Source organism: Janthinobacterium sp. KBS0711 (assembly GCF_000988085.1).
Lineage (GTDB): Bacteria > Pseudomonadota > Gammaproteobacteria > Burkholderiales > Burkholderiaceae_D > Janthinobacterium > Janthinobacterium lividum_E.
In genome coordinates this window covers 300246-316391 of record NZ_LBCO01000035.1, presented here as the reverse complement: position 1 = coordinate 316391, position 16146 = coordinate 300246, and the positions used below count along the sequence as shown (strand labels likewise).

Annotated in this window: 8 protein-coding genes; 3 read left to right on the top strand and 5 right to left on the bottom strand. The window is 62.5% G+C overall.

Annotated features, from left to right (window positions below):
* Positions 1-37: 37 nt before the first annotated feature.
* Positions 38-2704 (bottom strand): TonB-dependent receptor, encoded by a 2667-nt coding sequence (locus VM94_RS24555; protein ID WP_235433012.1) that lies wholly within the window; start codon positions 2702-2704, stop codon positions 38-40.
* 292 nt (positions 2705-2996) lie between these two features.
* Here VM94_RS24555 and VM94_RS24550 point away from each other — a divergent pair, with 292 nt between their 5' ends.
* Positions 2997-3431 carry a hypothetical protein gene (locus tag VM94_RS24550; protein WP_051991083.1) on the top strand — a complete coding sequence of 145 codons (435 nt, stop codon included), beginning with the start codon at positions 2997-2999 and terminating at the stop codon, positions 3429-3431.
* Between the two features lie 56 nt (positions 3432-3487).
* Here the strand turns inward: VM94_RS24550 and cphA are convergent, their stop codons facing one another.
* Both cphA and VM94_RS24540 read right to left on the bottom strand, forming a co-directional pair.
* Complete coding sequence (gene cphA / locus VM94_RS24545; protein ID WP_046685833.1) at positions 3488-6058, bottom strand: cyanophycin synthetase; 2571 nt, start codon at positions 6056-6058, stop codon at positions 3488-3490.
* A gap of 81 nt (positions 6059-6139) precedes the next feature.
* The gene (locus VM94_RS24540) at positions 6140-8317 is read right to left on the bottom strand and encodes a cyanophycin synthetase (protein ID WP_046685832.1); all 2178 of its coding nucleotides are present in this window, start codon (positions 8315-8317) and stop codon (positions 6140-6142) included.
* Between the two features lie 467 nt (positions 8318-8784).
* Between VM94_RS24540 and VM94_RS24535 the strand changes: the two genes are divergently transcribed.
* Together VM94_RS24535 and VM94_RS24530 are read left to right on the top strand one after the other, a co-directional pair.
* The gene (locus VM94_RS24535; protein ID WP_080698525.1) at positions 8785-11055 is read left to right on the top strand and encodes a cyanophycin metabolism-associated ABC transporter; all 2271 of its coding nucleotides are present in this window, start codon (positions 8785-8787) and stop codon (positions 11053-11055) included.
* Positions 11056-11057: 2 nt separating this feature from the next.
* The gene (locus VM94_RS24530) at positions 11058-11528 is read left to right on the top strand and encodes a cyanophycin metabolism-associated DUF1854 family protein (protein WP_034750645.1); all 471 of its coding nucleotides are present in this window, start codon (positions 11058-11060) and stop codon (positions 11526-11528) included.
* A gap of 134 nt (positions 11529-11662) precedes the next feature.
* Here the strand turns inward: VM94_RS24530 and VM94_RS24525 are convergent, their stop codons facing one another.
* Together VM94_RS24525 and VM94_RS24520 are read right to left on the bottom strand one after the other, a co-directional pair.
* Entirely contained in the window at positions 11663-14188 is a 2526-nt protein-coding gene (locus VM94_RS24525; RefSeq protein WP_046685831.1) for a TonB-dependent receptor, read from the bottom strand.
* A gap of 411 nt (positions 14189-14599) precedes the next feature.
* Complete coding sequence (locus VM94_RS24520; protein ID WP_034750639.1) at positions 14600-16114, bottom strand: AMP nucleosidase; 1515 nt, start codon at positions 16112-16114, stop codon at positions 14600-14602.
* Positions 16115-16146: the final 32 nt, after the last annotated feature.

Below are 16146 nucleotides of genomic sequence, written 5' to 3'. Positions count from 1 at the left end.
CAAAGCGCGCCGCGCAGCTGGTTTTTTCAGGTGTCCATCACAAGCTCCAGCGGACGGAGAGTCCCACGACCTTGTCATAGCGCCGCACGTCGCGCACATAGTCCGGCGTGTCGTGGTAGTCGCGGTAGGTCGAGTCGAGCAGGTTGTTCGCGTCCAGGGTCACCGTGGTGTTCGGATTGAGCTTGTACGAGACCGACGCATCCAGGGTCTTGGTGGGCGCCACTGTCAGGTGGATGCCCTTGCCGCGGTAGTTGTAGTCGTCGACGTACTTGTCGCGCCAGCTGTAGGCCAGGCGCGCCGACCACGGTCCCTGTTCGTACAGGCCGACGATATTGGCCGACCACTTCGACATGCCCGTGAACGGATGCGCGCTGCCATTCAATTCCTCCAGCTCGCCCGTCATGTAGGTGGCGTTCGCCTGCAGACCGAGGCCGCTCATCCAGCCGGGCAGCTTGTCGTAGAACTGCTGGTACGCCATTTCCAGGCCTTGCAGATGGCCCTTCGAGGTGTTGCGCGGGCGCGTGATATCGTACTCGATGCCGTCATACGTTTCCTTGGCCGAACCGGACAGGATGTAGTTCTTGAAGTTGTGGCGGAACACGGTGGCCGTGACGGAACCCGTCTGCGCGAAATACCATTCCAGCGCCACGTCGAGGTTCTTGCCTTCCACGGGTTTCAGGTCGGGATTGCCGCCGCTGCCCGTCGGACGCACCATCTCCAGGCTCTGGCCCAGGCTCACGCCGGGGTTGAAGTCGGCGAAGTTCGGGCGTTGCACGGCCTTGCCGGCCGTCAGGCGGGCGATCAGGTCCTGGCGCAGCATGGCTTTCAGGGTCATGCTGGGCAACACGTCCGTGTCCGAGGTTTTTACGCGCACGGGCGTGACGATGCCGTTTTGCGAGGAATTGCCTTGCAAGTCCTGCTTGGTCTGCACCACGCGCACGCCCAGGGTGCCGTCGACCGGCACTTGCGCCAGGTTAAAGCCGATGCGCGCCTTGCCGTAGACGGCATTGGTTTTTTCCACATCCTTGTAATGGGTCATCGGATCGTCTGGGCTGCGTTCGCTGCTGCCCGTAAACAGCTGGCGCAGCGCGGCCGTGTTGTTGAGCATGAAGTCGCGGCACGGCGTGAGCCAGCTTTGCAGGCCGAAGTTGCCCGTGTTGTCGTGCGAGGCGCACGCCAGGCCGGGAATCGCGTCCGCCGTCATGATCGACGTCAGCCCGCCCTGGCCATTTTTTTCGCGGACCGATTCGGCCTTGCGCTTGGCCAGGCGCACGCCGCCCGAAAATTCGCGGAAGAAGCCCGTGCTGTCCATGTCGTAGGTGACGTCGCCGCGCCAGTCGGTCGAGCTGCCTTCGTCGTGGTTGTGATTGTCGTAGAAACCGAGCAGCGTATAGTTTTTTGGATCCGTCATGTTGTAGCCGGGGTAGCTGATCTGCGCGCCGCCGTTGACGTTCGTGCTGCCGACCACGCTGGTCGGATGCGCGAGGAAGTCGAGGATGGGAAATTCGCGTTCGAAGTTGCTGACCGTGCGCGCCAGTTCCGTCGTGGCGCGCAGCTGCGGCGTGATGTCCCAGCGTGCGCCGATGGCGCCTTGCGAACCGATCGAGCGGTCGCGCCGCGCCTGGGTCGAGCCCAGCGTGAACGGCGACCATGGGCCGTCGATCTTGCCCACCGTGGCCGCCTGATTGGTGCCGGGGATCAGGGTGATGTCCGGGTTCTGGCCCCAGGGCAGCGAACCGACGAAGAACTGGCTGTCGAACGCGTGCTTGATCAGGGTCGACATGCCTTCCGCATACACTTCCACCTGCGAGTTCGGGCGCCACTGGAAGGCGGCGTTGGCCGCGTAGCGCTTGCGGTCGCCCACGGTGGGGATCATGCCGACGGAATCGGGGCCCGTGATGTTGCCCGCGTCGGGGCGCTTGACGGGTTCGGCGTTCCAGATCGTCTCGTCATAGTATCTGCCGCGCTGGTAGGACAGGCCGAGCAGGGCGCCGAATTCGCCGTATTGGGTTTTCCAGCGGTTCGAGACCATGCCGCCGACGTTCGGGTCCGTCGAGCCGGACTTGTCGCGGTGTTCGGCGCGCACGTTGCCCGATGCCGTAAAACCTTTGAAGTCGAACGGTCGGTTGGTGCGCACGTCGACCACGCCGGCCGTGCCGCCTTCGACCATGTCCGCGCCCTGCGATTTGTACACGTCCACGCGCTGCAGCATGGCCGTCGGGATGTCGGCCAGGTACAGGCTGCGGCCCACGGAGGTGAACATTTCGCGGCCGTTGAGCAAGGTCACGACGCCGGGCAAGCCGCGGATGATGACGGTGCCCGCTTCGCCGCCTTCGCGGCGGATCTGCACGCCCGTCACGCGGCCGAGGATTTCGGCCACGTTCTTGTCGGGGAATTTGCCGATTTCATCGGCGACGATGGAGTCGACCACCTGGTCGTTGTTTTTCTTGATCGTCTGCGCACTTTGCGCTGCCCTGCGCACGCCCGTGACGGCGACGACGGCCATGCCGGCATTGTCGACTGGCGCAGGTGCTGCTGCCGGTGCCGTTTCTTCCACTGGTGTTTCCGCGGCGGGCGCCTGTTGCGCCCGGACGGAAGCGCTGCTCAGCAGGCCTGCGCCGGCCAGGGCGGCCACCGTCGCCTTCAAGGTCAGGCGCGTATTTTGTCGGGGCGTGCGGGTGCCCGGTGCCATCAATTGCATCATCTTGTCTCCACCTGTATTTTAGTTATGTTGAGAACGCTGCGGCAGTCGCCGCCAGAGCAGGAACTGGCTCAGGAAGCATGGTAGGGGGGAATGACTTTGCGCCACAAATGACTTCTTTTGCGATGTCCATATCAATTCCGGTATCCCTGCCGTATTCATGCACCTGCCGGCCTTGCCCGCTCTCCACACGTGGCGAAAATAGTTTTGTATTTTTTGCCGGTGGTCGCGTTGAGGTAGCGATGCAGCGGCACCAGATGGGGCGTCGCCATCCCACTCAATGAAAGGAAGCACCATGTTGGCATCCACTATCACCGAACCGTTGTTGCGGCACTTGCAAGCGGACGGATATCAGGCGCAGATCGATAGCGATGGCGATATCGTCTTCCGTTTCGAAGGCATGGGCTATGTCCTGTGCTTTGACGCCGATGACGCGCAATTTGGGAAACTGCTGTTGCCGAATGTGTGGACTATCGATACGCCGGAAGAGTTGCTGCGCGTGCGTGCCGCGCTCGATGAAGTCAACCGCCGCATCAAGCTGGTGAAAGGCCATGTGCAGCGCGGTCAGGTATGGTTCTGCATCGAGATGCTGCTGCTCGAGCAGCAGCACTGGACGCATTTCCTCGCGCGTGCCACCCGCGCCATCGCGCATGCGGCGACGCTGTTTGCCAGCGAGATGCGGGCCGGCGCGCTGGCCGCGCAGGCGATCGGGAAAGCCGGCGCCGACTGAAGCAGGGATGAAAAAGGGCGGCCCGCAGGCCGCCCTCGCATGCCGTCAGGCTGTGCTTACGCTTCGGCGACGCGCTTGGCGATGTGCGCCAGCGCTTCTTCCACCTGGTCGATCAGGATCAGGCACAGGTCGCCTTCGCCGAGGCGCGCCAGGGCCTTGTCGATGGCGACGAATTCGCCGTTGATTTCATCGATATGGCTGGTGCGCTTGGCGCCGTTCAAACCCTGGCGCAGCAATGCCACGACTTCGCCGTCGGCGCGGCCGCGCTGGCATTGATCCTGGTACAGCAGCACGTCGTCGAAGGCGGCGCCGAGGATTTCCGTCTGCTGGCGGATGTCTTCGTCGCGGCGGTCGCCGGCGCCGCTGATGACCACCGAGCGGCGCTTGGCCGGCATGCTTTCCACGGCCTGCACCAGCGCCAGGATGGCGTCCGGATTGTGGCCGTAGTCGGCGATCAGGGTGGCGCCCTTGTAATCGAACACGTTGAAGCGGCCAGGCGCATTGTCGGCTTCATTGGCAAAGGTTTTCAGGCCCAGCGCGATGGTTTTCCAGTCCAGGCCCACGGCCCAGGCGGCGGCCAAGGAGGCCATGACGTTGTCGACCTGGAAGCCGATGGCGCCGTTGCGCGTGATCGGCACCTGCGACAGGGCGATTTCGTGGCGTTCCTTGCCTTGCGCCGCGACCAGCTTGCCGTCTTCCACGTACACGACGCGGTTGCCTTGCGCGCGGTGCGTGGCCATCACGGGATGCGTCTTGTCGGCGGCGAAGAAGGTCACCGTGCCGCTGCAATTCTTGGCCATGCGGGCCACGGCAGGATCGGTGGCGTTCAGCACGGCTACGCCGCTGTCGGCCACGTTCTGCACGATCACGCGCTTGAGGACCGCGAGGTCTTCCACGGTGGTGATGTAGTTCAGGCCCAGGTGGTCGCCCGCGCCAATATTCGTCACCACGGCGACCTGGCAGCGGTCGAAGGCCAGGCCTTCGCGCAGCATGCCGCCGCGCGCCGTTTCGAACACGGCCGCGTCCACGTCCGGGTGCAGCAGCACGTTGCGCGCGCTGCGCGGGCCGCTGCAGTCGCCGCTGTCGATCTGGCGTCCTTCGATGTACACGCCATCTGTATTGGTCATGCCCGTGCGCAGGCCCGAGGTGGTGAGCAGGTGGGCGATCAGGCGCACGGTGGTGGTCTTGCCGTTGGTGCCCGTGACGGCAACGACGGGAATGCGGCCATCGTCGCCCTCGGCGAACATGGCGGCGATGATGGCTTCGCCCACGGGACGCGGCTTGCCGAACGACGGCGCCAGGTGCATGCGCAGGCCCGGTGCGGCGTTCACTTCCACGATGCCGGCGTTCTGCTCTTCCAGCGGTTTCAGGATGCTGTCGGAGACCACGTCCACGCCGCAGATATCGAGACCGACCATGTGCGCGGCCGCGACGGCGCGCGCCGCCACTTCCGGGTGCACGTCGACGGTGACGTCGGTGGCCGAGCCGCCCGTCGACAGGTTGGCGTTATTGCGCAGGATCACGCGCTGGCCCACGGGCGGCACGGATTCGGCCACATAGCCCTGCTTGGCCAGGCTGGCCAGGGCGATGTCGTCGAAGCGGATCTTTGTCAGCGAGGTGGCGTGGCCGCTGCCGCGGCGCGGGTCCAGGTTGACCTGGTCGACCAGTTCGCGCACCGTGTGCTGGCCGTCGCCCACCACTTGCGGCGGGTCGCGGCGGGCCGCTGCCACCATCTTGTTGCCGATGACGAGCAAACGGAAATCGTGGCCCGGCAGATAGCGTTCGACGAGGATATCGTCGCGGAATTCCTGCGCCGCGAGGAAGCCGGCCGTCAGCTGTTCGCGCGTGGTGACATTGACGGTGACGCCCTTGCCCTGGTTGCCATCCTTCGGTTTCACGACGACGGGCAAGCCGATCTCGCAGGCGGCGGCCCAGGCATCGTCCGCATCGACGGCGACACGGCCTTGCGGCACGGGCACCCCAGCCGAATCCAGCAGCTTCTTGGTCAGTTCCTTGTCTTGCGCGATGGCTTCGGCGATGGCGCTGGTGCCATCCATTTCGGCGGCCTGGATCTTGCGCTGCTTGCTGCCCCAGCCGAACGTCACGAGGCTGCCTTCGGTCAGGCGGCGGAACGGGATGTTGCGCGCCACGGCGGCGTTGACGATGGCGCCCGTCGATGGACCGAGGCGCACGTCTTCATCGAGTTCCTGCAACTGGTGCAGGGCGCCGGCCAGGTCGAACGGCGCATCGTCGAGCGCGGCGCGGCATAGCTGCTGCGCCAGTTCCAGCGCCAGGCGGCCGACGGCTTCTTCCGAGTATTCGACGACGACCTGGAAGATGCCCGTTTCCAGGGTCGGCGTGGTGCGGCTGAAGGTGACGGGGCAGCCGGCTTGCGCCTGCAGGCCCAGCGCCGCCAGTTCCAGCACCTGCGCCATCGGCGCGGCGTTGTAATTGCCCAGCGGTTGCAGCGGACTCAGTTGCGGAAAGAGTGCGCGCAGGCGGGCTTCGAAGCCGGGCAGCTGGGCGATGTCGAGTTCCTGCGTGGTGCAGGAAACAATGGCTTCCACGGCGGTGTCGTGGCTCCAGAGGTTAGGGCCTCGCAAGGCCCGTACGCGAGATACTTCCATAATTAAACCGTAATCCTGTTGTGTTCTTGTGGGCCCGGCCATCCTGGCCGGGCTTGAGTGCTGCTTTGCCTTAGTTGCCGATTAGTTGCCGATGCAGCCGGGCGCCGCGTCAAAGGTGCGCAGGCCAGCGCAAATCAAATCGACAGGCAGGTTCAGGGCCCAGGCGGCGGCAGCGACGGCCAGCACGCTGTCGACATTGCCGGCCGTGGCCGGTTTCAGCAGATCCAGGCACAGCAGGACCGTTTCGATGCCGCCTTCGGCCAGCACGATGTGGTTGCCGCGCACGAACACGGCGCGCTGGCCGGCGGCCAGTTGCGCCGCGATGGCTGGCAAGCCGCCATCCTGCGCATACAGGGTTACGGTGCCGTCGCACAGTTCGGCCAGTTCCAGCACGTGCGCGTTGGCGGCGTTCAGCACGGCCACGCCCGTCGGCACCACCACGTCGACCTGGCTGCGCACGGCCTTGTACAGGCCCGCTTCGTCCAGCACGTCGAAATCCTTGACGTTATCGAGGCTGCCCATGTCCGTGACGACGCCGATCTGGCACTTGTCGTAGGCCAGGCCTTCGGCCAGGATCATGCGCGGATTGCTCTCGAACAGGGCCGTCTGCACGGTGCGGTTGAGCAGCAGGCGCTGGCCCGCGTCCCAGTTGACGCAATCGCTGCTGACGACACGGCGCTGGTCCAGGTACATGCCTTCGCTGCAGACGGCGCCCGTGTGCAGGCCCGACAGGTTGAGCAGCTTGCACAGCATGCGCACGATCAGGCTGGCGCCGCGCGTGCCCGTCACGCCGATCAGCGGAATGCGGCCCGTTTCCTCTGGCGCGAACAGGTGGTCGACGATGGCCGCGCCGACAGGGCGGGGCTGGCCCACGCCCGGCTTGATGTGCGCCAGCAAGCCAGGGCTGGCATTGACTTCGATGATGGCGCCGCGCTGCTCTTCCAGCGGACGCGTGATGTCGGTGGTGACCAGGTCGATGCCGGCGATATCCAGGCCGACCACGCGCGCGGCCAGCAGGGCCGCATGCACGACGGACGGATGCACGTCGTCCGTGACGTCGATGGCCACGTTGCCGTTCGGCTGGATCAGCACCTTCTGGCCGGCCTGCGGCACGGACAGGGCGGTCATGCCCTGGCGCTGCAGTTCCAGCACGATTTCGCCCGATTCATGCGGCTTGACGGTACCCAATGGGAAGTCCTCGCCTTCGCCGCGGCGCGGGTCGGTATTGATCTGCGTGTTCACCAGTTCCAGCACGGTGGAGACGCCGTCGCCGTCGACCCACAGGGACTCGCCCTTGGCGGCCGCGATCAGCTTGTTGCCGACGACGAGCAGGCGGTGTTCGTCGCCCGTGATGAAGCTTTCCACCAGCACGGCCGAGCTGTCGCCCTTGCGCGCCGCCAGTGCATAGGCGGCCTTCACGTCCGCTTCCGTCATCAGGTTCAGCGAGACGCCGCGGCCATGGTTGCCGTCATACGGCTTGACGACGACGGGCACGCCGATGTCCTGCGCTTCTTCCCAGGCCGCTTCGGCGCTGCGCACCAGGCTGCCTTCAGGGACGCGCACGCCGCAAGATTTGAGCAGGAATTTGGTGAGATCCTTGTCGCTGGCGATGCCTTCGGCAATCGCGCTGGTGCGGTCCGTTTCGGCCGTCCAGATGCGGCGCTGCGCGGCGCCATGGCCCAGTTGCACCAGGTTGCCGTCGTTCAGGCGCAGCGATGGGATGCCGCGCTCGGTGGCCGCATCGACGATGCTGGCCGTGCTCGGGCCCAGGCAGCGCGAGTCGACCATGTCGCGCAGCGGCGCCAGGGCCGCTTCCAGGTCGTAGGCTTCATCGTTGATGGCGGCCATCAGCAGGTCGCGCGCGGCGGCCAGGGCGGCGCGGCCCACGTGCTCTTCGCGCGTGCGGAAAGCCATCTTGTAGACGCCGCGCTGGCTGGTCGAGCGCGTCTGGCCGAAGCCCGTGCGCATGCCTGCCAGGTTTTGCAGTTCCAATACGACGTGCTCGAGGATGTGGGCCGACCACGTGCCTTCGCGCAGACGCTCGAAAAAGCCGCCCCGTTCGCCCACGCCGCAGCGGTGCTCGATCATGCCGGGAAGCCACGCCACCAGGCGTTCGTACAGGCCAGGCAGGGTATTGGATGGATAGTCTTCCAGTTCGCCGATGTCGACCCAGGCTTCAATCACCGGGCGGTAAGTCCAGATGTTGGGGCCGCGCAAGTGGGTGACGCGGGCAAATTCGATGTTCTTCTTCTTGATCATGTAAGTGGTTTCTTGATAACAAGCCAGGCGTCTGGGCGCCAGATACTTTATGTTGGCTCTACAGAGTCTTTTCAGGCTCGTGCTTGGTTCTTTATCCCGGGTATGCGCAGTGTGCCACTTTTAGCGGCCTCTTGTCGCGTTTGCTGCCCTTATTCTGCTGGTGTTGTCATTCTAATTGTTACTAATTGTTGCCATACTTGTTATAAAGATACCGACTCTGCTTAAAGCTGGAGCATTTGCGCAACAGCGGGCTGTTGTATACTTGCTCCTGTACGACGGACGCTGATTTTTTTGCGCCGTTTTGCCATCATTCCTTACCGGCAGGCATCCATTCGATACAATACAGGAAATTGCCACTGGTGCATCCACCTCGCCATCGCGCAGTACACAAACATTGATCGGGCGTCTGCCCCATCCCCCAAATCCCGCCCTGAAGGGCTTGGCCTCGAGCCGGAGTATGCTTTACGATGACAACTGAACTGAGTGTTCCTGCAACAACTATTCCCCTCACATCGCTGCCTGAACACTGGCTGGCGGAAGTGGAGAGCAACCTTTCTCCAGGGGAGAACGTTTTAAGTAGCGTTGAGGTTGACCTCGATGCGCGATTACGTTTCACAAAAGGCATAATAGTTGTCACCGAGAAGCGTTTGCTGGCCCGTTCGCCAGGCGATACCACTTGGAAAAGTTGGTCTTTCCGCCACGGATTGCGCCTGACCCACCACGACCACGCCGGCGTCGGCCATCTGGAACTGTTCGACGACCACGGCCGCCTGGCGTCGTGGCGTTTTACCCTGGGCCAGAATCTGCATGCGATCCGTGTGCTGGAACAGTTCGTCGAGCGCCTCGACAGCCACCTGACGGGCCAGCCCGTGCTGGAAGCGGAACAGGAAGTGTGCCCCAGCTGCAAGGCGCCTTTGGAGCCAGAACAGGAAGAATGCCCGATCTGCGCCAAGGTGCTGCACACGCCGCCATCGACCTGGACCCTGTTCCGCCTGTGGCGCTTTGCCCATCCCTACCGTGGCCAGCTGGCCCTGGGCTTCATGCTGATGCTGCTGAGCACGGCCGCGCACATGATTCCACCGTACCTGACGGCGCCGCTGATGGACAATGTGCTGATTCCGTATCAGAACGGCAAGCATATCGACCCGTGGCTGGTGGTGTATTACATGAGCGGCTTGCTCGGTTCGGCCCTGCTGGCCTGGCTGCTGGGCTGGGGCAAGACCTATGTGCTGGCCCTGGTGTCCGAACGCATGGGCGCCGACTTGCGCTCGGCAACCTATGAACACCTGATGAAGCTGTCGTTGGAATTTTTCGGCGGCAAGCGCACGGGCGACCTGATGGCGCGCATCGGCAGCGGCAGCGACCGCATCTGCGTCTTCCTGTCGTTGCATCTGCTCGATTTCGCTTCCGACGTGCTGATGATCATCATGACGGGCGTCATTTTGTGGTCGATGAACCCGTGGCTGGCCATCATGACCCTCGCGCCATTGCCCTTCATCGCCTGGATGATCCACCTGGTGCGCGACCGCTTGCGCACGGGCTTTGAAAAGATCGACCGCGTGTGGAGCGAAGTGACCAACGTGCTGGCCGATACGATTCCCGGCATCCGCGTGGTGAAAGCGTTTGCGCAGGAAAAACGCGAAGCGGCCCGCTTCCGCGACGCCAACGCGCACAACCTGGCCGTCAACGACAAATTGAACAAGGTCTGGTCGCTGTTCTCGCCGACCGTGTCCTTCCTGACGGAGATGGGCCTGCTGGTCATCTGGTGCTTCGGCATCTGGCAACTGTCGCGCGGCGAAATCACCGTCGGCGTGCTGACCGCCTTCATCGCCTACAGCACGCGTTTCTATGGCCGCCTCGACTCCATGAGCCGCATCGTCTCCGTGACGCAGAAATCGGCGTCCGCCGCCAAGCGCATCTTCGACATCCTCGACCACGTGTCGAGCGTGCCGGAACCGGCGCAACCCGTGAAACTGGACAAGATCGAAGGCAGGATCGACTTGCGCGAAGTCGGTTTCCGTTATGGCAACCGCGCCGTCAACCGCGGCATCACCTTGAACATCAAGGCGGGCGAGATGATCGGCCTGGTGGGCCACAGCGGTTCGGGCAAGAGCACCCTGGTCAACCTGATCTGCCGTTTCTACGACGTGTCGGAAGGCGCGATTCTGCTCGATGGCGTCGACATCCGCTCGTTTGCCGTGTCCGACTACCGCCGCAACATCGGCCTGGTGCTGCAGGAGCCGTTCCTGTTCTTCGGCACCATCGCTGAAAATATCGCCTACGGCAAGCCGCACGCGACACGCCAGGACATCATCGCCGCGGCGCGCGCCGCGCATGCGCACGAATTCATCCTGCGCCTGCCGCAAGGCTACGATTCGATGGTGGGCGAGCGCGGCCAGGGCTTGTCCGGCGGCGAACGCCAGCGCATCTCGATCGCCCGCGCCCTGCTGATCGACCCGCGCATCCTGATCATGGATGAAGCCACATCGTCGGTCGATTCGGAAACGGAAAAAGAGATTCAAAAGGCGCTGGACAACCTGGTGCAGGGCCGCACGACGATCGCCATCGCGCACAGGCTGTCGACCTTGCACCGTGCCGACCGCCTGGTGGTGCTGGATCGCGGCCAGGTCGTCGAAGTGGGCAGCCACGACGAATTGATGGCGAAAGAGGGCGCCTATTTCCGCCTCTACGAAGCACAGGCGCGCAACAACGAACTCGCCCTGGATGACAAGGAATAAGTATGGCCAGTACAACTTTTACATTAAGCCGCGACACCTTCGGCAAGCTGGTGATGACGGACGCGGACGGCCAGGTTTTTGAGGGTGTGGCGCCCGTGCGCGCCTTCCCCATCCAGTCGCCCGACGAAGGCATTTCGCTGGTGCTGGGCAATGGCAAGGAAGTGGCATGGATCGACCGCCTCGACGCCTTGCCGGAACCGGCGCGCAGCCTGCTGCAGGAAGAGCTGGAAGGACGCGAATTCATGCCCGAGATCGCGCGCGTGAAAAGCGTGAGCAGCTTCGCCACGCCGTGCACGTGGTACGTGGACACGGACCGGGGCGAGACGCAGTTCGTGCTGAAAGGCGAGGAAGACATCCGCCGCATCGGCGCCACGTCGCTCTTGATCGCCGACAATCACGGCATCCACTTTTTGATACGCGACATGTTCAATATCGACAAGACGACGCGGAAGATTTTGGATCGCTTCCTGTAAGCGTGACCCTGTCTTGAAAACCGCTGCCTGCAGCGGTTTTTTTTTGTCTGCGGGCATGAAAAAAGCCGCACAAGAGTGCGGCTTTCGAATGCAATACCGGCAGCCCGTTTCAGGCCGCCGGGGATGGCGCTGCATTACATGAACTTGTAGCCTGCGCCGATGTAGAAGTAACGGCCGCGTACGTTGTACAGCTGGGCAAAGCCCAGGGTGCCGTACTGGTTGCCGGCGCCCATCGCGCTAAACGGTGGCATCTTGTCGAACAGGTTCTTGATGCCGGCCGTGAAGGTCAGGTTTTGCATCGCCACGTACTGGCCCGTCAGATCCACTTCCGTGTGCGAAGGAATCGTGCGGGTGCCCGGCTTGATTTCGTCGCGGCGCAAGTCCGAATCGATCATGTCGCCCGTCGTGCGGATGACCAGGGTGCCCGACATATTGTCCTTTTCCAGGCTGGCCGTGAAGGTGTTGCGGTACTTCGGATTCATGAAAGTCTTCATCGTGCTTTGTTCTGGATCCGTCGCCGTGTCCTGGGTGTCCATGCGGGTATAGATGGTGGACGCATTGCGCAGCGTGAACTTGCCGAACATCGTTTGCGGCGAGGTATAACGCAGGTCCGTATCGAAACCGCGCACTTCTGTCGTGGCCAGGTTCTGGTTGTTCAGCAGGATGCGCGCGTCGCCATTCTTGATTTCCACGTTGCCCAGTTCGATCGCCTTGGTTTCCGTCAGGGTGCCGATCTCGTTCTTTTTGTTAATCTTGAAGAAGTCGATGCTGGCTGTCAGCGAGTTCACTGGCGAGAACACCACGCCCAGGTTATAGGTCTTGCCCGTTTCAGGTTTCAAGTCCTTGTTGGAGCCGGAAACCTGGTAGTAGGCGAAGTTTTTGCAATTGCCGGCAATCGATGGGAAGGCTTTGCAGATATCCGCATCGCTGGTCGTGTAGGCACCCGCATCGACGCCGCCGTACATCTGTTTCAGCGATGGCGCCAGGTAGCTGCCCGCATACGAACCGCGGAACATCAGGTTGTTCAGCGGCTGGTAGCGCAAGGCCAGTTTCGGACTGGTCTTGCTGCCGACATTCGAGATGTCGTCATAGCGCAGGGCCACTTGCGCTTCGACGTTTTTCAGGAAAGGAATCGACAGTTCGCCGAAGATGCCCTTGGAATTGCGGTCCGCCTTCACGGCAGCCTGCTGAATGCTGCCGAAGACCACGCCATCGATCTGGTTCTGGTCGGGCTGGTCGCTCAGCGTTTCCTTGTTGTACGACACGCCGACGGCGTAAGCCATCGCGCCGCCTGCCAGGTCCATGATCGGCGCCGATGCCTTGGCGTTGAAGAAGGTCAGTTCCGACTTGCCGGCGCGCGTAGGCGTCAGGCGGATCTTGTCGACGGCTGCCTGCGGATTGTCGGTGCGGGTCGGGTTGATCGAACCATTCTCGATCGCTTCGTTGAACAGGTCGTAGTGTGCATAGTTCGAATCGCGGTTGGTGGCCTTGCTCACGCCCTTGCCGATGGCCACGTCCCAGTCGATGCCGCGCGTCGTGCCTTCCAGGCCCGTCGAGAACTGGGTCATCGTGCCCTTGCGGTTGGTCTGGCGCGGTCCCATTTGCATGAAGCGGCCGGCAACGGTCTGGTTGCCGACCTTGAAGTTGCCTGGCGCAGGCTGGGACGAGAAGTCGTCCTTGCTTTCGGAATAGGTAAATTCCGCGAACGCGCGGATGCTGTCGCTGATCTTCAGGCTGCCGATCAGCATGCCGCTGACGCGGTCGGCGCCATTGGTCGAGGTCAGCAAGGTCTTGTTGACGTCAAAACGGCAGCCGTCCGGGCTCATATCGCCTGCCGGGCAAGGCACCAGGGTGCCGCCACCGCTGATATTGCCGCTAGGATGGTAGCCACTGCGGCCATCAGGACCGCCAAAGCGGCGGAAGTCGGCCGAACTGGTCAGGTCGCGGTCCTTGCGGTAGATCGGGTCGCGCTTGAACACGTCGACCGTGGCCAGCACGTTGAAGCCCTGGGTGTCATAGTCGCCAAAACCGTACACGAGGTTGGCCGTCTTTTCCTTGGCGTCCGAACGCGAGCTTTGGCCATAGCTGGTTTTCGCTTCCAGACCCTGGTAATTCTTTTTGGTAATGAAGTTCATCACGCCGGCAACGGCATCGGCGCCATAAATGGCCGAACCGCCATCCTTCAGGATTTCAATGCGTTCCAGAGCGCTCAGCGGAATGGCGTTGACGTCGACCGCGGCGCCTGCGCCGGAACCGTCAGCCAGCGCATTGGTCGGCAGGCGGCGGCCGTTCAACAGGATCAGCACGTTGCGTTCGCTCAAGCCGCGCATCTTGATGTTGGTGGTGCCCGAACCCGATGGGGAGCTGGCGCTCAGTTCGCCCTGGTCATTGATGTCGATGGAAGCCAGGTTGCGCACCAGTTCAGCGACGCTGGTGGCGCCCGTGCGCTCGATATCTTTCTTGCTGTAGATTTCCACCGGCGCGGCGGTTTCCGCATCCACGCGCTTGATGGCGGAACCGGTGACGACCACGCGCTGCACTTTTTCCTCGCCAGCCTTGGCTTCCTGCGCCTGGACGGCCTGGTGCATGAAACCTGCGCTCATGACCAAGGTGCCGGCAAACATCATGCGCAAGGATTTGTTTAATGTCTTTTCAATCATTGTCTATCCTCCAACTAGGAAACTTAAGTTTCCTTAGGGTTTTATTTAGCTATTTGAAATTATTTTCAAAATGACCATGTTTACAAATTTAGTATTTTAAATTTGCAATTCATCAGACCATTTTTTGATCTTGACTGTCAAGAAATGCCGGATATTTGCGCATGCGCATGGCACAAATGAGAATGAAGGTGGATGAATTTTATTTGTGTCAGGCAGGAAAGTGCCAAAATTCAATTGTTAAATAAATTAAATTTGTAATTGGGTAAAATGATCGTTGAAAGTTTGGTGTTTACCCGTTACCTGTCTAGACAGCTGTTGTTTTTTTGTGACGACATTTACACCGTGCAAGGTGGGGTGCCGGGCAAAAAAAAGCCGCCCGGAGAGGGCGGCTGGCATTGGCAAAGGCGGCTGTTACTGGAACGCCACTTCCGCAAAGCTGCGCAATTTACGGCTGTGCAGCCGGTCCACGCCTTGGCGGCGCAGCAGTTCCACGGCGCGGATGCCGATGCGCAGATGCTGGTCGACGCGCTCGCGGTAGAAGTGATTGGCCATGCCGGGCAGCTTGATTTCGCCGTGCAGCGGCTTGTCGCTCACGCACAGCAGGGTGCCGTAGGGGACGCGGAAACGGAAGCCGTTGGCGGCGATGGTCGCGCTCTCCATATCGAGCGCGATGGCGCGGCTCTGGCTGAAACGGCGCTCCGGCGTGCGCTGCGGCAGCAATTCCCAGTTGCGGTTGTCCGTGCTGGCCACGGTTCCCGTGCGCATGATGTGTTTCAAGTCATGCCCCGTCAGCTGGGTGATTTCCGCCACGGCCGTTTGCAGCGCCTGCTGGATTTCCGCCAGCGGCGGGATCGGTACCCACAGCGGCAAATCCTCGTCGAGCACGTGGTCTTCGCGCACATAGGCATGCGCCAGCACGTAGTCGCCCAGGCTTTGCGTGGTGCGCAGGCCGGCGCAGTGGCCCAGCATCAGCCAGGCGTGCGGGCGCAGCACGGCGATATGGTCGGTGATGGTCTTGGCATTGGCGGGACCGACGCCAATATTGACCATGGTGATGCCGCTGCCATCGGCGCGCAGCAAATGGTAGGCAGGCATCTGCGGCAGGCGCGGCGGGGCGGCGCCCAGCGCATCTTCGCTCTCGACCGTCTGGCCGACCCGGCGCGTGACCACATTGCCCGGTTCGACAAAGGCGATGTAGCCGTCGTCGTCCGATGGCGCGGCCGCATCGGGTGCGCGGTCCATCATGGCGTGGCCCAGGCGGATGAATTCGTCGATGTAGAACTGGTAATTGGTAAACAGGACGAAGTTCTGGAAATGTTGCGGCGAGGTGCCGCTGTAGTGGCGCAGGCGCTGCAGCGAGTAATCGACGCGCGGCCCCGTGAACAGCGACAGCGGCTGCGCTTCGCCGTGCGCCGGTTCATGCGTGCCGTTGGCGATGCCGTCGTCCATGGCCGACAGGTCGGGCAGGTCGAACAGGTCGCGCATGGCCAGGCGGCGGCCCGCGTCCATATTGCCTTCGATATGGTCATGTTCGGCGAACGAGAAATGCACGGGGATGGGCTGGGCGCTCACGCCCACTTCCAGGTGCACCTTCTGGCCGCTGTTATGGTTTTTCAGCAGCAGGGTGAACTGGTCCAGGTAGTAATCGCCAAACAGGTCGGGACGCGTCAGCGTGGTTTCAAACACGCCGGGACCGGCGACAAAACCGTAGGCCAGCGGCGAGTCGGCGCGCGCCACGGTATCCGTCTGGATGCGCACGAAGGGGTAGCAGGCGCGCACTCTTTCGTGCATGTCTTCGCCGGCGACAAAACGCTGCAGCGCATCGCGCAAATGTTCGATGCTGCTGCGATAAATGGCTTGCACCTGTTCCAGCGCCAGGCGTGGATCGTCGAAGCGGGAGGAGGCGATGAAGGGGGGCGTAAGCAAGCGGATTCTCCTTGTGGCGGTTCGTGCATACC

What these genes read in the sequence shown, in the direction of transcription:
- VM94_RS24555 (WP_235433012.1), bottom strand. Translation starts at nt 2,704, where the DNA reads ATGATGCAATTGATGGCACCGGGCACCCGCACGCCCCGACAAAATACG.
- VM94_RS24550 (WP_051991083.1), top strand. Translation starts at nt 2,997, where the DNA reads ATGTTGGCATCCACTATCACCGAACCGTTGTTGCGGCACTTGCAAGCG.
- cphA (WP_046685833.1), bottom strand. Translation starts at nt 6,058, where the DNA reads ATGGAAGTATCTCGCGTACGGGCCTTGCGAGGCCCTAACCTCTGGAGC.
- VM94_RS24540 (WP_046685832.1), bottom strand. Translation starts at nt 8,317, where the DNA reads ATGATCAAGAAGAAGAACATCGAATTTGCCCGCGTCACCCACTTGCGC.
- VM94_RS24535 (WP_080698525.1), top strand. Translation starts at nt 8,785, where the DNA reads ATGACAACTGAACTGAGTGTTCCTGCAACAACTATTCCCCTCACATCG.
- VM94_RS24530 (WP_034750645.1), top strand. Translation starts at nt 11,058, where the DNA reads ATGGCCAGTACAACTTTTACATTAAGCCGCGACACCTTCGGCAAGCTG.
- VM94_RS24525 (WP_046685831.1), bottom strand. Translation starts at nt 14,188, where the DNA reads ATGATTGAAAAGACATTAAACAAATCCTTGCGCATGATGTTTGCCGGC.